The following is a 19,033-nucleotide window of genomic DNA, read 5'->3' on the forward strand; positions in this document are numbered from 1 at the left end:
CCGCCATGCTCCTGACCCCCAATGCCATGAGCCGCCGGATGCGCCTTGGTCTTTACGCCACCACCGGGTTGATCGGGCTGTTCCTGCTGCTGCCGATCGTGTTCATCGTCCTGCTTTCGTTCGGATCGTCGCAATGGCTGGTGTTCCCGCCACCGGGTTGGACGCTGAAATGGTACGGCCAGTTCTTCTCCAACGCCGACTGGATGAACGCGGCCATGGCCAGCCTCAAGGTCGCGGTGCTGACCACGATCTTCGCCGTCGCACTGGGCTTGCCCACCGCGTTCGCCCTGGTCCGTGGCCGCTTCCCTGGCCGGGAAATGCTCTATGGCCTGTTCACCCTGCCGATGATCGTGCCGCTGGTGATCATCGCCGTGGCGGTGTACGCGCTGTTCCTGAAACTGGGTTACACCGGGACCATGTTCGCCTTCGTGGTCAGCCACGTGATCGTCGCACTGCCGTTCACCATCATCTCGATCATCAACTCGCTGAAGCTGTTCGATCAGTCCATCGAGGATGCGGCAGTGATCTGCGGCGCCTCGCGCCTGCAAGCGGTGTTCAAGGTGACCTTCCCGGCGATCCGTCCGGGCATGGTGGCCGGCGCCCTCTTCGCCTTCCTCGTCTCGTGGGACGAAGTGGTGCTCAGCGTGATGATGGCCAGCCCGACCCTGCAAACCCTTCCCGTGAAAATGTGGACCACTTTGCGCCAGGACCTGACGCCGGTGATCGCCGTCGCTTCGACGCTGCTGATCGGCCTTTCGGTATTGGTCATGGTCATCGCCGCCGCCCTGCGTCGGCGCAACGAACTCAACGCTTGAGCACCAGGAGTACGACATGAGTGCAGTAATCAAAGATGCCGCGCAGCCAAACGACAAGCCCCTGGTGAGCCTGTGCAACTTGAACAAGTTCTACGGCGACTTTGCCGCCGTGGACAACATCTCCCTGGACATCAAGGATGGTGAATTCCTGACCTTCCTCGGCTCCAGCGGTTCCGGCAAGAGCACCACCCTGTCGATGCTCGCCGGTTTCGAAACCCCGAGCAGCGGCGAGATCCTGGTCAATGGCCAGTCGCTGGTCAACGTGCCGCCGCACAAGCGCGACATCGGCATGGTGTTCCAGCGCTACTCGCTGTTCCCGCATCTGTCGGTGCGCGACAACATCGCGTTCCCGCTGACGATCCGCAAACTCGACGCCGCTGAACGCGAGCGCCGGGTTGATGCGATGCTCAAGCTGGTGCAGCTGGAAAAGTTCGCCCACCGCCGCCCTTCACAACTCTCCGGCGGCCAGCAGCAACGCGTCGCCATCGCTCGGGCACTGGTGTATGAGCCACGCATTCTGCTGATGGACGAACCGCTGGGCGCGCTGGACAAAAAACTGCGGGAAGACTTGCAGGACGAACTGCGCCAACTGCATCGACGCCTGGGTATTACCATCGTCTACGTGACCCACGATCAGGAAGAAGCCATGCGCCTGTCGCAGCGCATCGCGATCTTCAGTCACGGCAAGATTGTCGGCCTGGGCAGCGGCTACGACCTGTACCAGAACCCGCCGAATGCCTTCGTCGCATCGTTCCTGGGCAATTCCAACTTCCTCAAGCTCAAGGCCCAGGGCAATGCGGTGGCGACGTTCGAAGGCCAGGCGCTGTCGATCCGCCTGACCGCCGGGCTGCACACCGATCAGGATGTGCTGTTAATGGTGCGTCCGGAAAAAGCCTTGGCCCTGAGCGTCCAGCAAGCGATCCAGGAGCCCTTGGCCGCCGGCTGGAACGAAGTCTCGGCCAAGGTGGTGGAGGTGTTGTTTCTGGGGGAAAGCCAAACGTGCAGCGTGGTGACATCGGGCGGGACTTCGATGACCGTCAAGGCGTTGTCCGCCGCGGGAATGCCGTTGAAAGCCGGTGACCCTGTGCAGGTGCGTTGGGCGACGGCGGATGCTTGCGTTTATACCGAGTGGGCTGAGAGTGACTTGAACAAGGCTGCTGGAGCGCATTGATGGGTTGCGGTCCATGCCGGATTGGCCACTGCGCAACGCCGGAACGAAACGTCACAAGGGGCCTGACAGATAACCTGGCGTTGCCGGGAATCACCAATCCCCTGTAGGAGCTGCCGAGTGTAACGAGGCTGCGATCTTTTGATTTATAGAAGCAAGATCAAAAGATCGCAGCCTACGGCAGCTCCTACAGGGATTGGATACATCCGTGAAAGTCAGGTCGGCTAACAGGCCGCCTTCGCGGGCAAGCCTCGCTCCTACGGGCAGGTACTCACCTGTGGACCTGTAGGAGCTGTCGAGTGAAACGAGGCTGCGATCTTTTGATTTTTAGAAGCAAGATCAAAAGATCGCAGCCTTCGGCAGCTCCTACAGGGATTGGATACATCCGTGAAAGTCAGGTCGGCTAACAGGCCGCCTTCGCGGGCAAGCCTCGCTCCTACGGGCAGGTACTCACCTGTGGACCTGTAGGAGCTGTCGAGTGCAACGAGGCTGCGATCTTTTGATTTTTAGAAGCAAGATCAAAAGATCGCAGCCTTCGGCAGCTCCTACAGGGATTGGATACATCCGTGAAAGTCAGGTTGGCTACCAGGCCGCCTTCGCGGGCAAGCCTCGCTCCTACGGGCAGGTACTCACCTATGGACCTGTAGGAGCTGTCGAGTGCAACGAGGCTGCGATCTTTTGATTTATAGAAGCAAGATCAAAAGATCGCAGCCTTCGGCAGCTCCTACAGGGGACCGTGCCAGCAATGAGGTCGAGTGTCAGCTCGCCTCGGCCGCTTTTGATCCACCCGCCCCCTCGGCAGGCTGAGTGGAGGTGTTCATCCGGGGGGAAGGCGCGTAGCGCCGTGCGGCGAAGCCGCACACATCGAGAGGAGGTGCAGCGAAGCAAACCGGAGGCGATGCCCCCGGATGAATGCCGGAATGAAGGAACCCCGAGCCTCAGCGAGGGGCCGTACGCTCGGGGCGAGCGTTTTTTTGGTTACTTTTTTTAGGCGCTTGTAAAAAAAGTGACTCGCCGTAAGGGCGAAACCGCCAGTCGACGTTACCGAAGAAAAGGATATGTACTCAATCAACCAAGAACCTGGTCGGCCCGAAGGCCGCCAAGTCCAAAGCCACGCCTGAGATCAAGCCAAACTCTTGCTGACCACCTCAAACACATCGCTCGACAGTTGCCCCGAAGCCCGAATCCGCTCCAGCTCGCCTTTCATCAACGCCTGACGCGCGTCGTCATACTTGCGCCAGCGGGTCAAAGGCGCCAACTGCCGGGAAGCAATCTGCGGATTGAAGCCGTTCAGCTCAATCACTAGATCCGCCAGGAAGCGATACCCCGAACCATCCGCCGCATGGAAGTTGATCAGGTTCTGCCCGGCAAACGCACCGATCAGCGCGCGCACCTTGTTCGGGTTCTTGATGTTGAACGCCGGATGCTCCATCAACGCTTTGACGCGATCCAGACCACCGGGCAACGTGCTGCCAGCCTGAACGCTGAACCATTGATCCATGACCAGCGGGTTGTCGCTGAAGTGCGCGGCGAAGCTGGCCAGCGCCTTGGCTTTCTGCTCTTCGAACGGCGAGTTGACGAGCACGGCGAGCGCGGTCAAACGTTCGGTCATGTTGTCGCAAGCATCGAACTGCTCCAGCGTTGCCGCCAGCACTTGCGGCTTGCCGCTGAGCATCAGGTACGACAGCGCGATGTTCTGCAACGCACGACGGGCGAAATGCTCGGCCTCGGCCACGTACGGGGTTTGTTTCGACAGCTCGCGGTTGGCCTGATAACGCAGCCACAGCGCGTCGAACAAGGCATCAGCCAGTTGCTTGCGCGCGAACTCGCGAGCGATGTGAATGGCCTCGACGTCCGCCACTTCGCTGATTTCAGTCAGGTACGCCTCGCTCGGCAGCGAGAGCATTTCGGCGACCATCGCCTGATCCAGCGATTCATCGGACAGCACAGTGCGCAAGGCCGACACCAGACGCTGATCCAGTACCAGCGCTTCACCCTTCTGCTGTTGGGCGATCAGTTCCTGCAGCACCTGCACCGACAGTTGCTGGCCAGCATCCCAGCGATTGAAGCCGTCGCTGTCGTGCTGCATCAGGAACATCAACTGGTCGCGGTTGTACGGGAAGCTCAGCTTCACTGGCGCCGAGAAGCCGCGCAGCAACGAAGGCAAGGGTTGTTCGCTGATGTCGACGAAGGTGAAGGTCTGTTCGGCCTCAGTCACCGAGAGAACCCGTGAAGTGCCTTGCGCGGCCGCTTCACCGGCAAGACGCAGGGCAAACTCGCCGCCCTTGCTGTCCAGCAAGCCGAGTGCGACCGGGATCACGAACGGCAGTTTTTCCACTTTGTCCGGGGTTTGCGGACAGCTCTGACGGAAGGTCAGGCTGTAGGTTTTTGCCGCCGCATCATAGGACTCGCTGACCACCAGCCGCGGAGTGCCGGCCTGGCTGTACCAGCGTTTGAACTGGGTCAGGTCGACACCGTTGGCGTCTTCCATGGCCTTAATGAAGTCATCGCAGGTCACGGCTTGACCGTCATGGCGTTCGAAGTACAGGTCGCTGCCTTTGCGGAAGCCTTCGGCACCGAGCAAGGTGTGGATCATGCCGACCACTTCCGAACCTTTTTCATACACGGTCAGGGTGTAGAAGTTGGAAATCTCGATGAAGCTGTCCGGGCGCACGGCGTGGGCCATGGGGCCGGCGTCTTCGGCGAACTGGTGAGTGCGCAGATAGGCGACGTCCTGAATGCGCTTGACCGTGGCCGAGTTCATGTCGGCAGAGAAATGCGAATCGCGGAATACGGTGAAGCCTTCCTTGAGCGACAGCTGGAACCAGTCGCGGCAGGTCACGCGGTTGCCCGACCAGTTGTGGAAGTATTCGTGGGCGACGATGGCCTCGACCCGCTGGTGCGCGGCGTCGGTGGCAGTTTCGGCCTTGGCCAGCACGGCGCTGGAGTTGAAGATGTTGAGGCCCTTGTTCTCCATCGCGCCCATGTTGAAGTCGTTCACGGCGACGATCATGAAAATGTCCAGGTCGTATTCGCGACCGTACACCTCTTCATCCCAGCGCATGGACTTCTTCAGGCTGTTCATCGCGTGCTGGCACTTGTCGATGTTTTCCGGCTCGACGTAGATGCGCAACGCCACGGTGCGCTCGGTCATGGTGGTGAAGGTGTCTTCGACGCACCACAGGTCACCGGCCACCAGCGCGAACAGGTACGCCGGTTTCTTGAATGGGTCTTCCCAGGTCGCCCAGTGCCGGCCGTCTTCGCCGGGACCCGAGGCGATCGGGTTGCCGTTGGACAACAGCACCGGGTAGCTGTGCTGCTCGGCCACCACTGTCGTGGTGAACGTGCTCATCACGTCCGGGCGGTCGAGGTAATAGGTGATCTTGCGGAAGCCTTCGGCCTCGCACTGGGTGCAGAACATCGTGCCGGACTTGTACAGGCCTTCCAGCGCGGTGTTGGTTTCCGGGTGAATGCGTACGCTGGTATCGACCGTGAAGCTGTTGCTGGTCGGGTGCAGCGTCAGGTGATTGTCGGTCAACTGGTAGTCAGCGGGGCTCAGTTCACGGTCGGCCAGGGTGACCGACAACAAATCGAGCTGCTGACCATCCAGCACCAGCGGCGGCAGGCCCGGGCCACGCTCGGGGTTGCGGCGCATCACCAGTTGCGCATGGACCAGGCTGTGGTCCTCGAACAACTCGAAGGTCAGGTGAGTTTCGTCGATCAGGTACTCAGGCGCCTGATAGTCCTTGAGGTAGATCATCTTCGGTTGTTCGGTGCGCATGCTGGAGTCCTTACTGATGCACGGCGAGCTGGTAGGCCGTGTATTTACGAATGTTGATCACGCCGGTATCGAAGATCAGGTATTGGCCCTTGACCCCCATCAGCGTGCCTTCGGCAATGGGCTGCTTGTCCAGGTTGAAGCTGACAATCTTGGCCGGGTACTGCTCGACCGGGTAGCGGATTTCCAGCGGTTCGATATCGCTGACCGGCTGAATCGCCTGCAGGCCGAATCGATCCTGCAACGTTCGCAAGCCTTCAGCACAGCTGTCGAACAGTTGATCGCGAACCCCGGCCAGGTCCACCGCCACTGCATCGCCCTTGAGCAAGGCACGCCAATTGGTCTTGTCGGCCACCTGGCTGCGAAACAGGTCCTCGACGAAGCCGGACTGCTGGCGTGTCGCCACGCGCATGATCGGCAAGGCCTGGCTGGCGCCCTGGTCGATCCAGCGGGTCGGCAGCTGGGTGGCACGGGTAATCCCGACTTTGACTCCGGAGGAGTTCGACAGGTAGACGATGTGATCGGTCATGCAGAACTTTTCGCCCCACTCCGGCTCCCGGCAGGTGCCGGCGTCGTAGTGACAACGCTCCGGGCTCATGATGCACACGTCACACTGGGCCAGTTTGGTCATGCACGGGTAGCAGTAACCCTGGCTGAAACTGGTTTTGGTCTTGCGCCCGCAATGGATGCAATGGATCGCACCCAGGTATTCCAGGCGCACCGTGGTCCCGATCAACGGATTGACCGGCACCTCGGTGTCACCCAGGCGAAAGGCGTATTGCACGTTCGGCCCGTCCAGGCGCGCCGACATTTTACTGATTGCACCGCGGCCAATCTCGATCAATGGATGGCATCCGACTTGAACAGAATATTGGGCACTTCGATCGACTTCGATGCACATTCCTGCGGACCCATGTAACCGGTGCGCTCTTCTTCGGGCAGGTTCTGGATCTCCCAGGCGATCATCGCTTGCAGCGACAGTTCGCGTTGCTCGGTGGTGAGCTTGCCACCGTCGGACCATTTACCGATCTCCACGGCCAATTTCAGGCTCTGGTAGATGTCCGGGGTGATGTTCTTGATCATTTCGTTAAAAGAGGACATTGGGTCTCCGCGTTCTCTATTTACATAAACTGTTTCAGGCGGCCAGTTTACGGCGGTTGTACAAACCACCCAACAAACCGGTCAAGCATCCGACGAGCAACCCGCTGACATGGGCCGCGTTGGCGATTTCACCGAAGCCAATCGCCGAGATCAGACCGGACATGCAGACCACCAGCCAGATCAGCATCATCGCCAGCACGCCACGTGGCAGGCGATAAGCGGCGTTCGGTGCCAATAGCTGGAAAATCCAGCAATGGCCGAGCAATCCGTACAGAACGCCGGACAGACCGCCGAACAGGCTCGGGCCGGTATACAGGTACTGCACGTAGTTGGACGCCAGGCTGAACAGCAAGGTCAGGCCGATCAGGTTAATGGTGCCCTGGCGCGATTCGATACGCCGCCCCAGCTCCCAGTACCACATGCCGTTCATCGCCAGGTGCAGGATGCCGAAGTGCACCAGCATCGGCGTGACCAGACGCCACCATTGCCCCGCTGCGAGGCTGTCGGCCAGGGGCGTGAAATGGATGTACTCGCCAGCAATGCGGAAATCGAGGAAGGTCAGCCAACGCATCGTGTTGAAGTTGTCACCCAACTGCGTCAGCGCGCCGACCAAAATACTCAGCAGCAGCACGACTGCGGTGCCTTTGGCGTAGCGAACCTGCTCGATGAAGCTCGGCCGGCGGACGGTTTGTGCCACCGGTATATCCAGTTGTTGATCGGGATCGCCGGCTGGAAAACGCTCGTACAAGGCGCGCACGTCTTCACTGATGTTGTCCGGCACCCACAGCACCTGCTCGCCCGCCTCTTCGCTGACACGATGCGGCACCTGCATGCGTTGCAGCAATTTGACGAAGCCGCTCAGGTCCACCGCCAGGGGGAGACGCAATACCGCCACAGTACTCATTGCAAAACCTCTGGTCGTTCGACATCGACCCAGACAAATTTATGCGGGTCGAGCCGCGTTTCCTGATCCAGCCGATAGGCGACCAACTTGCCGTAGAGCACGGCGCTGTAATCCAGGCACGCCAGGTTCGGACGGATCGGCGCCGGTCGGCCGCTGCGCCAGTAATGGCCGACGAACAGCAACGGCTCGTCGACGCCGTAGCGCAAGAGGTTGTTCTTTTCGCTGGACGACAGTGGCTTGCGTGCCACCGGGTCCGGCAGCGCATCGGGCTGGAACACGATGTCGCCGTAGGTCTGTGGGTCTTCTTCCCAGAATTTGGTGCGGAAGAACGAACGCACCAGGCCATCGCCACTGGTCATGGTCAGGCCGTCTGGCAGACGCATGTCGGTGCCGCGCAGCAGGCGGTCGAACACGGTGCAGGCGAAACTGCCCGACTCGGCCGAGGCCTGAAGGAAGTGCTCATCGACGCAGCCATCGGGGAACAGTGCCCGCAGCGGCTCGATCAGGCCGCCATCCCAGCAGGCGTGAACCACCCGGAAGCGCCCGGCATCGACGAACAGCGGCAACTCATAGAACCATTGCTGGAAGTCATGCCAGTCGCGGGGATGGCGTTCGAACTGGGTCAGGGTTTCGTGCAGCAAACGGGCATGGCGCGGGGTGTGTTCGCGCACGAACTGCTTGCCGCTGCCAGGCAGTGCTGGCGTGGCCCAACCCAAGGCATTGAATTCGTGGTTGCCCATGATGCACAGCGCCTGGCCAGCCTCGACCATGTCGTGGACGATGTGCAGCGCTTCGCGAATCCGTGGGCCGCGGTCGATGATGTCGCCGACGAACACCGCCATGCGCGAGGCATGGCGCCAGACGCCACCTTGCTTGTGGTAACCGAGCCGGTCGAGCAAATGCTCAAGGGTCAGAGCGCAACCGTGCACGTCACCGATCAGGTCGTAGCTACGCGCGGGATCGAGCATCAGTCGCCTCCACCACCCAACCTGCTGCCCCAGCCGAGCTTGGTCCGGCAGACTTCATAGTAGTTGTGGTCGAGTGGGTGGATCAGCCGCAACTTCTGGGCTTTTTTACTGACGGTGATGGTGTCGCCGGGCGCGCAGGTGAAGTGGTTCTGCCCGTCACACGAGACTTGCGGGTAAATCTGCATATCCTTGGACACGACGATTTTCAGCTCACTGTTGCCATCGACCACGATCGGTCTACCCGACAAGGTATGGGGGTACATCGGCACAATTACAATGGCGTCGAGCTTGGGATGCATGATCGGACCACCGGCTGACAGCGCATAGGCGGTGGAACCGGTGGGCGTGGCGACGATCAGGCCGTCGGCCTTCTGGCTGCAGACGAACTGGCCGTCGATGTACAGCTCGAACTCGATCATCCGCGTGGATTTGCCGGGGTGCAGCACCACGTCGTTCAGCGCATCGCCCTGACCAATGGCCTCGGCATGGCGGCGGACTTCGGCCTGCAGCAGGAAGCGGTTTTCCACCAGATAATGGCCGTCGAGCACTTCGGCGACCTTGATCTCCAGCTCATCGGGACGGATATCGGTCAGGAAACCCAGGCTGCCTCGGTTGATGCCTAGAACCGGAATATTGTGCTTGGCCAGCGCTCGGGCAGCGCCGAGCAAACTGCCGTCACCACCGACCACAATCACCATGTCACACACTTCACCGAGCATTTTGCGCGACGAAGTTTGCAGACCGTGGCCCGGCAGGACTTCGGCGATGGTGTCTTCGAGGATCACGTGCAGGTGACGATCGAGCAGAAACCGCTTCAGTCGGCGGACAGTATCCAGCACCTGAGAACTGCCGAGGCGTCCGATGATGCCGATATTACGAAATTGCTCCATGGGGCTCCTACGGGACTCGGGGCAGGACGCGGGGCCTGCGACGGCGAAAAGCACGATTATGGGCGAAAGCCCGGGATAGACAAAATCCTTTCAGCGACAAGGACGTACTCCTGTTAGAGGCTATGCTCGCAAGATGATCCTATTTCCCGATTTGTTGCAGTTGCCCCACCAGTTGCGCCACCCCGAGGTGCGCGACCTGGCGTGGGTCATTCTCGCACCGCCGATGCTCGTCGACACGCCATGGTCGCAACGCCATCCGCTGGCCGGTAGCGACTGGGTCCAGGCGCCGGAACACCTGGAGCACTGGTTGCGACGGCTGGATCAGGACAGCTACGGATTGCTGCACTGGTTGTCCCAGGCGCGCACCCGGCGCCTGGGTCTGTACTACGAGCGCCTCTGGCAATTTGCCGTCGAACACGCACCCGGTATCGAGTTGATTGCCGCCAACATGCCGATTCGCCGCGAAGGCCATACCCTGGGTGAGCTGGACCTGCTGCTGCGCGATCGCGACGGCGTGCATCACCTGGAACTGGCAATCAAGCTCTATCTAGGCCCGCAGCATGGCGATGGACACGACACCGCACAGTGGCTGGGCCCCGGTTGCCATGATCGACTGGACCGCAAACTGGCGCACCTGAGCCAACATCAACTGCCCATTTCCGCTCGCCCCGAGAGCCGCGAAGTGCTGGCGGCGCTGGATATCCGGCAATTCAGCGCGCATTTGTGGCTGGGTGGCTATTTGCTGTATCCGTGGCCGGGGCAAGCTGCGTCTCCCAGCGGTGTGCACCCACAACACTTGCGCGGTCGCTGGTTGCATCAAAAGGATTGGCCCGACTTCATCGGGCAAAGCCCTCCCGGTCGCTGGCAACCCCTGCCCCGCCACGCCTGGCTGGCGCCGGCGCACTACCCCGCCGGGCAAGCCTGGAGTGCCGAACAGTTGAATGCGTGGTTGAGTGAGTTATCGCCCGTGGCGCCGGCGCAATTGCTGGTGCGCCTGACGGAAAATGCCCAGGGCGATTGGGAAGAAGCCGAGCGGTTGTTTCTGGTGGCAGACCTTTGGCCGAATGTACCGGGACAGAATTGAATCTTTGTGGTGCAGGGTCTGACCCTGTTCGCGGGCAAGCCTCGCTCCTACAGGCATCACATTGCCCCTGTAGGAGCGAGGCTTGCCCGCGAACAGGGCGACGCAGTCTAAATGGACAACCGCACAGCCAACGCCGCCAACGTCACCAACAACACCGGCACCGTCAACACAATCCCGACCTTGAAGTAATACCCCCAGCCGATCCGGATGCTCTTGCGCTCCAGCACATGCAACCACAATAACGTCGCCAGGCTACCAATCGGGGTGATTTTCGGGCCCAGGTCGCTGCCAATGACGTTGGCGTAGATCATGGCCTCCTTCACCACACCCGTCGCCTGACTGGCATCGATGGACAACAGGCCGATCAGCACCGTCGGCAAGTTGTTCATGATCGATGACAACAATGCGGTCAGCCCCCCCGTGCCCATGGCCGCACCCCACACGCCATACCCGGCAAACCCATTGAGCCACTGCGCCAGGTATCCGGTAAGCCCGGCGTTACGCAAACCGTAGACCACCAGGTACATGCCCAGCGAGAAAATCACGATCTGCCATGGGGCTTCTTTCATGACTTTGCGCGTGGAAATCCTGTGACCGCGGGCAGCGATGGCCAGCAACAACGCAGCGCAGACTGCCGAGATCGCGCTGATCGGAATGCCCAGCGGCTCCAGGGCGAAACAGCCGAGCAACAGAATCACCAACACTGCCCAACCGGCATAAAACGTGGCGTTGTCATGAATGGCGGACGCTGGATGCTCCAACTGCTCCGGGTCATAGTCCCGTGGGATGTCGCGGCGGAAAAACCACATCAACATCGCCAGGGTCGCGGCCACACTCACCAGGTTGACCGGAATCATCACTGCCGCATAACGGTTGAAACCGATGTTGAAGAAGTCCGCCGACACGATGTTAACCAGGTTCGACACCACCAACGGCAGGCTCGCCGTGTCGGCGATGAAGCCGGCGCCCATGACGAAGGCCAGGGTTGCTGCTGGTGAGAAACGCAGCGCCAGGAGCATGGAGATCACGATAGGCGTGAGGATCAGTGCCGCACCGTCGTTGGCGAACAACGCCGACACCAGTGCCCCCAGCAACACCATGTAAGCGAACAACTTGCGCCCATTGCCTCGCCCCCAGCGAGCCACGTGCAGCGCGGCCCAAGCAAACAGACCGGCCTCATCCAGCAACAGGCTGATGATGATCAGCGCGATAAACGTGCCGGTGGCATTCCAGATGATCTGCCACACCACCGGGATGTCGGCCAGGTGCACCACACCGAAAATCAACGCCAACAGGGCGCCAAACACTGCGCTCCAGCCGACGCCAAGGCCCTTGGGTTGCCAGATCACCAGCGTAATGGTCAACAGAAAAATCAGTGACGCTACAAGCATCCAGGGCTGCCTTGGAAAAATTGATCGGATGTGAGGACAGGCCAGCCCTGGACGCTGCAGAAGCGACCCGTCACAAGCGGATCACATGCCCCTCCAATGGTGCGACCTGTCCGTGAAACAGACGGGAAATGACGGCTTGCGCCGCTTCATAGCCCCGGCTTTCTATCACTTGGATCAGGGGCTTTTCAACCGCGGTCACTTTCTGGAAAAACTGTAGCAAGCCCTCACCGATGTGCTGACTGACCCCTTCGGCCCCCCAATCGGCGTTGCGTTTGCGGATCTGGATCGGTGCGAAAAAGAACACCGGCTGCGGCCCTTCGATCGCCGTCAGCCGCGCCTCGTGGGTACTCTGGGCAGATCCCGCGAAACAGCTGTAGACCAACTGTCCGGCAAAATGCTGGTGCACCCTGTCTCGCAGCTCCAGATCGCCAGAAAAGTCCACATAGAGTGTTGGGCGGTCATTGGCCAGCGTGGTCAGTTCCTCGTACGTCACGGTGTGCTCGTAACAATCAAGCCGCTCGACGAAGGCTTTATTACCGCCAGACGTCAGCGCCACCCGCTCCAGGGCGGGATGACCGCCCAAGCACACGGCGGCGCCATAAGCGGTTTTACTCGAAGCGCTGGAAAACACCACGCGAGTCGCCCCGAAGAACTGCCTGTCTTGCAGGAAGTCGGCGAGCATCGAAGAGGTCAGGAACAGCGGTTTGAGCAATATCTGCAGATTTTCGGTATCCGGGCTGTAGTACTCGTCCCAACTGCATCGGGTGTACTGGTTGTAGGCCGAGGTCAATCCGATTCGGTGTTCGGCGCCGTCGTAAAAACCCCTCTCGGTGACACGCTCCGGGCGCATCCAGAGATGGCTGGCAAGCGGAAAATACCCATAGAAGCGTTCGCCGACCCTGATGCTCGGCACATCCGAGGCCACCACATCGGCAAACCCCCAGGCCGGAACATGTCCCCAGTCCGCCAACCCTGTGGGAAAGAATCCCCAGTAACTCATCGAATGACCGTAGGCAGCGTAGGTAATATTGTTGGTCGTCAACGCACAGCGATCGATTTTCACAATAACCTCTCCCGCCGCTGGTTCCAGCCTGCGCTGTTGCTGCACGATGCTGCTCTGGTCCAGGGCGTTTTTACGGGTCATCAGCCGTGTTACGGTGCTTGTGCTTTGCATCCTTCAATCTCCTGCTGCGACAGTGTGGCGGGGAGCACCAGAATAGTGGCCGCCGATGAAGAACGGGTTCGGAAACAGCAAGGGTCAAATGCCCGCCCTCAATCCCCGCGCAAAACCGCTGAAACGGCCGAGTCAGGCCCGGGCGATCTTCACCGTCGAAGCGATTTACCAGGCGTTTGTTCGGATTTGGCAGCGCGATGGCTGGGCGGGTTTGACCACCCGCGAGGTGGCACTGGAAGCCGGCGTTGCCGTTGGCACGCTGTACGACTATTTCCCGAGCAAGGAGGCCCTGCTGTCCGGATACATCCGACACCGCTTGGATGCCTTGTTAAGGGATATCGATGAAAATGTCGTACACGCCAGGGATCTGGACTGGCCGACCCGAATCAAGCGTCTCGTGCACCTGACCTGCGCCCCCGACGATACCCGCCAACCTCTGTTCAACCACGCCGTGCTACTGATCGAACACCAGATCGCCGAACCCAAACATCACCGCAGGGTGTTCGATGAGCTGACGCAAAAATGGCGCGAAGCCTTCGCCGCCTGTAGCGATCTGCCTGTACCACCTTCGCCAGCCACCATCGATGCCTGGGTGATCATGGCGTGGGGTGGTCGCCGCTATTGCGTCACTGCGCAACCGAAGGCGGCACAAACCGCCGCGTGGCTGGAAGAAATGGAAACGATGATTTGTAGCCGCCTTCTGAATACTCCGTGATCCTGTAAGAGCCGAGCTTGCTCGCGATGGCGGTGCAACAGTCAACATCATCGTTAAATGTGATGACGCCATCGCGAGCAAGCTCGGCTCCTACAGGTCCTTTTAGACTTTCTTGTGCTGTTCGACCCATTTTCCATACGAATCGATGAATTTTTGCAAAAACGGTCTCACCGACTCGGACAAGGTGCCTGCCTCGTCGAACAACGAAGCCGCGCCACCCACGTAGGCTTCGGGCTGCTGCATCATCGGCACATCGAGAAACACCATGGACTGGCGCAGGTTGTGGTTGGCACCAAAACCACCGACTGCCCCCGGCGAAACACTGATCACCGCGCCTGGCTTGCCGCTCCAGACGCTCTTGCCATACGGACGCGAACCGACGTCAATGGCGTTCTTCATGGGCGCCGGTACCGAGCGGTTGTATTCCGGGGTGACAAACAGCACCGCGTCGGATGAACGTACTTGTTGTCGGAAAGTGCTGTAGGCTGCCGGCGGTGAATCGCCGTCAATGTCTTCGTTGTAGAGCGGCAAATCGCCGATTTCCACGATGTTCAGTTTGAGGTTGGCCGGTGCCAGCGCCGCCAGAGCGAGGGCAACCTTGCGGTTGATCGATGCTTTGCGCAGGCTGCCGACCACTACGGCGACGGAATAGACATTGCTCATGGAAGACACTCGATTGTCCGTGGGAGGAACCAGTAGTTATAGATGATCAAGCGGCGGTTCAACCAGTGAACACAGGTATATCCGCCTCCTGATTATTTTTTTCATGCACGAAAACTTACCGTGCTTGATGACGGTCTACTCAGCCGCAAATCAAGCGTTTTATCTCCAGAGGTTCTAAGCAGATGGCAGCAGTACTTGTCGGTCAGTTCCATGCAAGAGACGCGGAAGGCCGCATTTATTCCGTGCATGAGTTCCAGGAATCCAACCCGTCTACCGACGGCGCGCCTGTTACTACGTACAAACTGGCAATTGGCGATCGCGTCAACAAGCTCGCTGACAACGAGTTTCAACTGGTGCAAACGGGCGTTACCCTGACCCGGGAGCCGGAATCAGTCGTCGCTTCATAATGGCTGCCCCTGTAGGAGCGAGCGTGCTCGCGTTGGACGCCAACGTTCACGCGCGCTGCCTGAAAGAACGCGTTGTCCAAGCGTTTTTCGCGATCAAGCTTGCTCCTACGGATCTGGCGTTATGAGCAGAAGTCATGTGCGCGGACTTGGGTTAGGATTCAGCCACTGACTCCTTCACCTGCTGAACATGGACTTCACGCATGCGTTTACGCCATATCGAAGTGATCCAGGCACTCCTGCAGACCGGTCACCTGGGCACCGCCGCCGAATGGCTGCAGTTGCCGGTGACCGAGGTCGAACGCGTGTTGCGCGAGGCCGAAGATCAGTTGGGTTTCATGCTGTTCGCCAGCGTTCGCGGGCGTTTGCAGGCCACACGTGAAGCGCGGGAATTACAGGTTGAAATCGCCCGCGTCTACGATGCGCTCGAACCTGTGCAGCGCCTGGCCAACAGTTTGCGGCAGTACCTGGCCCCGCCGCTGCGCATCATCTGTACCCCGCCCCTGGCCCAGCAACTGTTGCCGCAAAGCATCGCCGCCCTTCGCCGACGCCTGCCCGACGCGCCCTGCACCCTCCTGAGCCAGCCCACCCGTGACATCGTCAGGAGCCTGTTGCTGCGCGAAAGCGATTTGGGCCTGAGCCTGCACGACCCGGATCGCGCCGAGATCCATTGCCAGGTCATCGCCCAAGGCAAGCTGCAATTGCTCGCGCCCCACGGCTGGCTGCAACCGAAGCAGAAGTACATTTCGCTGCAAGATCTGGCCGGTCAAGCGATGGTCGGCCTCGAAGGTCATGATCCACTCAGCCCGGCCCTGGAAAACAAACTGCACGCCCTGCGTCCGGCGCCAGTCATTCAGACCCGGGTCCAGACCCATCAGATGATGCGCAGCATGGTCGAGGCCGGTGAAGGCCTGGCCATCGTCGACCCCTTCACGGCGCTCGGCGCCAAGTCCGCCGGGCTCGACGCCTGCCCGTTGGCACCGGCGGTGCCGGTCAGTGTCTACGCCCTGACCCTGAAAAACGGCGAACCCTCGCCCGCCGTCCAGACCCTACTGGGGATTATTACGGAACAAGCCGTGGCGATGCTGGGGAACTGACCGGGTTTTCCAGCGGGTTATCGAACACTCGGTACCAAAACAACGCCACCTCGGCGGTATTGGGGTCGATACCCCGATAGCGCATGTGATCGATGCCGCCCAGCACGTAGCCGCAACGTTCATATAAGCGGCACGCCCCCAGGTTGTTGTTCTGGGTTTCGAGCATGATGCCCGGCAGTTTTTTCTTGCGACTCCAGAACTGCGCCACATCCAGCAATGCCCTGGCCACGCCATGGCGTCGTGCCGGGGCATGCACCGCCAGCTCGTCGATATGGGCGAAACCGTTCCAGTTGGTGCTGATCACCAAATGGCCCACCGGCTGATCGTCCAGCCAGGCCATGAAAATCGCACTGTCGGCGGCATCGCGGAAGCTGCTGAACTCTTCGGGGTCGATGCCATAACACTTACGGTACGGCGTGATTGGCGTTACCGGCCACTGCGCCAACGGCTGGCCGACTTCGGGGGCACCATAGGCCGCCACTTCAAAACTGAAATCACTGCCCCAGATATAGGCCGCGAAGCCTTCATCGGCAACGCGCACCGACAAGCCCGGATGAATCGGATTCATGACAGGTTGCATACTCGGATAGGTCCTCATTCCTTGATGCAATCGACGGTGTAATGCCGTCCATTGCCCTCGTCTTCGTGTTGCAAGCCATGCACATCGGCAACGAACCCCGGGAAACTGCTATCGAACGTGCGAGCAAACGCCAGGTAGTCGATGATCGAGCGAGTGGCCTCGGTAAAACGTTCGCCAGGCATGATCAACGGAATGCCCGGCGGATACGGCACCAGCATCACGGCCGCGATACGCCCGTCCAGAGCATCGATCGACACCGCTTCGACCTCCCCACGCACCAACTGATCATAAGCATCCGCGGGTTTCATCGCGATTTCCGGCAATACCGTGTACATGCGCTTGAGATGCTTGGCCGTGGCATTGCTGCGATAGCAGGCGTGTAGTTGATCGCACAGATCGCGCAAGCCCATGCCCTGGTAGCGAGCGGTGTTCTGCTGCGCCACGCACGGCAGGCAGGTCGTCAGGCTGACATTGGCGTCGTAACTGCGCTTGAACTCCAGCAATTCGGTCAGCAAGGTGCTCCATTTGCCCTTGGTGATGCCCATGGAAAACAGCACCAAAAACGAATACAACCCAGTCTTTTCCACGACCAGCCCACGCTCCCAGAGGAACTTGCTGACGACGGCCGCAGGAATCCCTCGCTCGCTGAGGGCGCCGCCTGCGGTCAGGCCCGGCATCACCAGGGTCACCTTGATCGGGTCGAGCAACACGTAATCGTCGGCCACGTCGCCAAAACCGTGCCAGTCATTCTCCGGCTGCAATAACCAGTCTTGTGTCTCAACCCGATCGATGCCTTCCACCGACGGCGGCTGCCAGATGGAGAACCACCAGTCGTCAGCAGCGATATGCTGACGCAAATTGGACAGCGCCCGTCGAAAACTCAGGGCTTCGCCGAACATTTCCTGCAACAGCGAACGCCCGGCGCCGCCCTCCATCATGGCCGACGCGACATCCAGCGAAGCGATGATGCCGTACTGCGGCGAAGTGGAAATGTGCATCATGAACGCTTCGTTGAAGCGATCACGGTCCAGTTGCCGGGCGCCTCCGTCTTGTACGTGAATCATCGACGCCTGGCTGAACGCCGCCAACAGTTTGTGCGTGGAATGGGTGGTGAACACCAGCGGGCTGTCGGCGCTGCGGGACGTGCCCATGCCGTAACGCCCGGTGAAAAACTCATGAAACGCCGCATAGGCGTACCAGGCCTCATCGAAATGCAGTACTTCGACACTGTTGCCCAGCTGCTGCTTGATCAATTCGGCGTTGTAACAGAGGCCGTCATAAGTCGAATTGGTCACCACTGCCAGTTTGACTTTGGGCGCCCGACCCTGGGTCAGCGGATTGGCGGCGATCTTGGCCTGGATCGATTGCGGGCTGAATTCACTCAGCGGAATCGTGCCAATGATCCCCAGTTCATTACGCTCAGGGCACAGGTACAGCGGGATAGCACCGGTCATGATGATCGAGTGCAGCACCGATTTGTGGCAGTTGCGGTCCACCAGCACCAGGTCGTCGCGGGCCACCATGGAGTGCCAGACGATCTTGTTGGCGGTCGAGGTGCCATTGATCACGAAGAAGGTGTGATCAGCGCCGAAGTTGCGCGCCGCCCGGGCCTCAGCTTCCGCCAGCGGCCCAGTGTGATCCAGCAAAGAGCCGAGCTCCGGCACCGATACCGACAAATCCGAACGCAGGGTGTTTTCCCCGAAGAACTGGTGAAACGCCTGACCCACCGGACTTTTGTGGTACGCCACGCCTCCGCCATGACCGGGGGTGTGCCAGGAATAGTTGGAGTCGGCGGTGTGTTGCACCAGCGCCTTGAAGAACGGCGGCAGCAACCCGTCCAGGTACTTGCGCGCGGCCCGTGCCACCTGTCGCGCCAGAAAGGGCACAGTGTCTTCGAACAAATAGAGAATGCCACGCAGCTGATTAAGCTCGGCCATGGCATCGGCGGGGGCGTTTTCCAGGGTTACTTGCTCGCCCAGGGCGAAGATAGGCAAGTCAGGTGCACGCACTCGCGCCAATCCGATCAACTCGGCCATATTATGTAACAAATGGGCGTTCGCGCTGGCGTCTTCCGCCGCGATCAACATGCACGAAAGGCCATGATGAGTTGAAGCGACCAGACGCCCTTCGGTGTAATCCATCGCCGAGACGATACTAAAACCTTCCTGTTCCAGCTCCCGGGCGATGCCCCGCACGCGATCGCCGGCGACGGTGTCAGCCTTGATGTCGCGATGGACAATCAGGACCGGGAATTTCAGATCTTTGTACATGAGGCTCAGTGTCCTGAGGCGGCAGGCCAGA

17 protein-coding genes are annotated in these 19,033 nt (G+C 60.1%); 6 read left to right on the forward strand and 11 right to left on the reverse strand.

The features are described from left to right. Positions 1 to 5 precede the first annotated feature (5 nt). Both ABTV22_RS17030 and ABTV22_RS17035 read left to right on the forward strand, forming a co-directional pair. The gene (locus ABTV22_RS17030) at positions 6 to 815 is read left to right on the forward strand and encodes an ABC transporter permease (RefSeq protein ID WP_433735664.1); all 810 of its coding nucleotides are present in this window, start codon (positions 6 to 8) and stop codon (positions 813 to 815) included. Positions 816 to 831: 16 nt separating this feature from the next. Next, the gene (locus ABTV22_RS17035) at positions 832 to 1,986 is read left to right on the forward strand and encodes an ABC transporter ATP-binding protein (protein ID WP_433735665.1); all 1,155 of its coding nucleotides are present in this window, start codon (positions 832 to 834) and stop codon (positions 1,984 to 1,986) included. A gap of 1,120 nt (positions 1,987 to 3,106) precedes the next feature. Here ABTV22_RS17035 and pepN read toward each other — a convergent pair. Genes pepN through ABTV22_RS17065 form a run of 6 tightly spaced genes read right to left on the reverse strand, consistent with a single transcriptional unit; the run spans position 3,107 to position 9,624 of the window. After that, positions 3,107 to 5,764 carry an aminopeptidase N gene (pepN, locus tag ABTV22_RS17040; RefSeq protein WP_433735666.1) on the reverse strand — a complete coding sequence of 886 codons (2,658 nt, stop codon included), beginning with the start codon at positions 5,762 to 5,764 and terminating at the stop codon, positions 3,107 to 3,109. Between the two features lie 10 nt (positions 5,765 to 5,774). Next, positions 5,775 to 6,605, reverse strand: a complete 831-nt coding sequence (locus ABTV22_RS17045) for a DUF2797 domain-containing protein (protein WP_433735667.1) — start codon at positions 6,603 to 6,605, stop codon at positions 5,775 to 5,777. Then, positions 6,602 to 6,862: a YeaC family protein gene (locus tag ABTV22_RS17050; RefSeq protein ID WP_095194932.1), complete on the reverse strand. Its 261-nt coding sequence runs from the start codon at positions 6,860 to 6,862 to the stop codon at positions 6,602 to 6,604. The genes ABTV22_RS17045 and ABTV22_RS17050 overlap by 4 nt, the downstream gene beginning before the upstream one ends. Before the next feature lie 34 nt (positions 6,863 to 6,896). After that, positions 6,897 to 7,766, reverse strand: coding sequence for a rhomboid family intramembrane serine protease (locus tag ABTV22_RS17055; RefSeq protein ID WP_433735668.1), 870 nt, complete (start codon positions 7,764 to 7,766; stop codon positions 6,897 to 6,899). After that, positions 7,763 to 8,734 (reverse strand): metallophosphoesterase, encoded by a 972-nt coding sequence (locus tag ABTV22_RS17060; protein ID WP_433735669.1) that lies wholly within the window; start codon positions 8,732 to 8,734, stop codon positions 7,763 to 7,765. Before ABTV22_RS17060 ends, ABTV22_RS17055 begins: the two co-directional genes overlap by 4 nt. Then, positions 8,734 to 9,624 (reverse strand): NAD(+) kinase, encoded by an 891-nt coding sequence (locus tag ABTV22_RS17065; protein WP_433735670.1) that lies wholly within the window; start codon positions 9,622 to 9,624, stop codon positions 8,734 to 8,736. The genes ABTV22_RS17060 and ABTV22_RS17065 overlap by 1 nt, the downstream gene beginning before the upstream one ends. A gap of 133 nt (positions 9,625 to 9,757) precedes the next feature. On the opposite strand from ABTV22_RS17065, the gene ABTV22_RS17070 reads away from it, so the two are divergent. Further along, positions 9,758 to 10,708 carry a DUF1853 family protein gene (locus tag ABTV22_RS17070; protein ID WP_433735671.1) on the forward strand — a complete coding sequence of 317 codons (951 nt, stop codon included), beginning with the start codon at positions 9,758 to 9,760 and terminating at the stop codon, positions 10,706 to 10,708. A 107-nt stretch (positions 10,709 to 10,815) separates the two neighbouring features. On the opposite strand, the gene ABTV22_RS17075 is transcribed toward ABTV22_RS17070, so the two are convergent. Together ABTV22_RS17075 and ABTV22_RS17080 are read right to left on the reverse strand one after the other, a co-directional pair. Then, a complete protein-coding gene (locus ABTV22_RS17075; protein WP_433735673.1) occupies positions 10,816 to 12,099 on the reverse strand; it encodes an arsenic transporter in 1,284 nt (427 codons plus the stop codon). Between the two features lie 70 nt (positions 12,100 to 12,169). After that, entirely contained in the window at positions 12,170 to 13,273 is a 1,104-nt protein-coding gene (locus tag ABTV22_RS17080; RefSeq protein WP_433735674.1) for a DUF2855 family protein, read from the reverse strand. A gap of 55 nt (positions 13,274 to 13,328) precedes the next feature. Between ABTV22_RS17080 and ABTV22_RS17085 the strand changes: the two genes are divergently transcribed. Beyond that, the gene (locus ABTV22_RS17085) at positions 13,329 to 13,988 is read left to right on the forward strand and encodes a TetR/AcrR family transcriptional regulator (RefSeq protein WP_433735675.1); all 660 of its coding nucleotides are present in this window, start codon (positions 13,329 to 13,331) and stop codon (positions 13,986 to 13,988) included. Positions 13,989 to 14,090: 102 nt separating this feature from the next. On the opposite strand, the gene ABTV22_RS17090 is transcribed toward ABTV22_RS17085, so the two are convergent. After that, the gene (locus ABTV22_RS17090) at positions 14,091 to 14,651 is read right to left on the reverse strand and encodes an NADPH-dependent FMN reductase (RefSeq protein ID WP_433735676.1); all 561 of its coding nucleotides are present in this window, start codon (positions 14,649 to 14,651) and stop codon (positions 14,091 to 14,093) included. A gap of 182 nt (positions 14,652 to 14,833) precedes the next feature. On the opposite strand from ABTV22_RS17090, the gene ABTV22_RS17095 reads away from it, so the two are divergent. Beyond that, complete coding sequence (locus ABTV22_RS17095) at positions 14,834 to 15,058, forward strand: hypothetical protein (protein ID WP_433735677.1); 225 nt, start codon at positions 14,834 to 14,836, stop codon at positions 15,056 to 15,058. Between the two features lie 200 nt (positions 15,059 to 15,258). Continuing rightward, the gene (locus ABTV22_RS17100; protein ID WP_433735678.1) at positions 15,259 to 16,152 is read left to right on the forward strand and encodes a LysR substrate-binding domain-containing protein; all 894 of its coding nucleotides are present in this window, start codon (positions 15,259 to 15,261) and stop codon (positions 16,150 to 16,152) included. Here the strand turns inward: ABTV22_RS17100 and ABTV22_RS17105 are convergent. Both ABTV22_RS17105 and ABTV22_RS17110 read right to left on the reverse strand, forming a co-directional pair. Then, complete coding sequence (locus tag ABTV22_RS17105; RefSeq protein WP_433735679.1) at positions 16,118 to 16,732, reverse strand: GNAT family N-acetyltransferase; 615 nt, start codon at positions 16,730 to 16,732, stop codon at positions 16,118 to 16,120. The two genes, ABTV22_RS17100 and ABTV22_RS17105, sit on opposite strands and share 35 nt — an antisense overlap. Positions 16,733 to 16,746: 14 nt before the next feature. Beyond that, positions 16,747 to 19,002 (reverse strand): Orn/Lys/Arg decarboxylase N-terminal domain-containing protein, encoded by a 2,256-nt coding sequence (locus ABTV22_RS17110; RefSeq protein ID WP_433735680.1) that lies wholly within the window; start codon positions 19,000 to 19,002, stop codon positions 16,747 to 16,749. Positions 19,003 to 19,033: the final 31 nt, after the last annotated feature.

Source organism: Pseudomonas putida (assembly GCF_050990305.1).
In the GTDB taxonomy this organism is placed as follows: domain Bacteria; phylum Pseudomonadota; class Gammaproteobacteria; order Pseudomonadales; family Pseudomonadaceae; genus Aquipseudomonas; species Aquipseudomonas putida_AH.

What these genes read in the sequence shown, in the direction of transcription:
- ABTV22_RS17030 (WP_433735664.1), top strand. Translation starts at nt 6, where the DNA reads ATGCTCCTGACCCCCAATGCCATGAGCCGCCGGATGCGCCTTGGTCTT.
- ABTV22_RS17035 (WP_433735665.1), top strand. Translation starts at nt 832, where the DNA reads ATGAGTGCAGTAATCAAAGATGCCGCGCAGCCAAACGACAAGCCCCTG.
- pepN (WP_433735666.1), bottom strand. Translation starts at nt 5,764, where the DNA reads ATGCGCACCGAACAACCGAAGATGATCTACCTCAAGGACTATCAGGCG.
- ABTV22_RS17050 (WP_095194932.1), bottom strand. Translation starts at nt 6,862, where the DNA reads ATGTCCTCTTTTAACGAAATGATCAAGAACATCACCCCGGACATCTAC.
- ABTV22_RS17055 (WP_433735668.1), bottom strand. Translation starts at nt 7,766, where the DNA reads ATGAGTACTGTGGCGGTATTGCGTCTCCCCCTGGCGGTGGACCTGAGC.
- ABTV22_RS17060 (WP_433735669.1), bottom strand. Translation starts at nt 8,734, where the DNA reads ATGCTCGATCCCGCGCGTAGCTACGACCTGATCGGTGACGTGCACGGT.
- ABTV22_RS17065 (WP_433735670.1), bottom strand. Translation starts at nt 9,624, where the DNA reads ATGGAGCAATTTCGTAATATCGGCATCATCGGACGCCTCGGCAGTTCT.
- ABTV22_RS17070 (WP_433735671.1), top strand. Translation starts at nt 9,758, where the DNA reads ATGATCCTATTTCCCGATTTGTTGCAGTTGCCCCACCAGTTGCGCCAC.
- ABTV22_RS17075 (WP_433735673.1), bottom strand. Translation starts at nt 12,099, where the DNA reads ATGCTTGTAGCGTCACTGATTTTTCTGTTGACCATTACGCTGGTGATC.
- ABTV22_RS17080 (WP_433735674.1), bottom strand. Translation starts at nt 13,273, where the DNA reads ATGCAAAGCACAAGCACCGTAACACGGCTGATGACCCGTAAAAACGCC.
- ABTV22_RS17085 (WP_433735675.1), top strand. Translation starts at nt 13,329, where the DNA reads ATGAAGAACGGGTTCGGAAACAGCAAGGGTCAAATGCCCGCCCTCAAT.
- ABTV22_RS17090 (WP_433735676.1), bottom strand. Translation starts at nt 14,651, where the DNA reads ATGAGCAATGTCTATTCCGTCGCCGTAGTGGTCGGCAGCCTGCGCAAA.
- ABTV22_RS17095 (WP_433735677.1), top strand. Translation starts at nt 14,834, where the DNA reads ATGGCAGCAGTACTTGTCGGTCAGTTCCATGCAAGAGACGCGGAAGGC.
- ABTV22_RS17100 (WP_433735678.1), top strand. Translation starts at nt 15,259, where the DNA reads ATGCGTTTACGCCATATCGAAGTGATCCAGGCACTCCTGCAGACCGGT.
- ABTV22_RS17105 (WP_433735679.1), bottom strand. Translation starts at nt 16,732, where the DNA reads ATGCAACCTGTCATGAATCCGATTCATCCGGGCTTGTCGGTGCGCGTT.
- ABTV22_RS17110 (WP_433735680.1), bottom strand. Translation starts at nt 19,002, where the DNA reads ATGTACAAAGATCTGAAATTCCCGGTCCTGATTGTCCATCGCGACATC.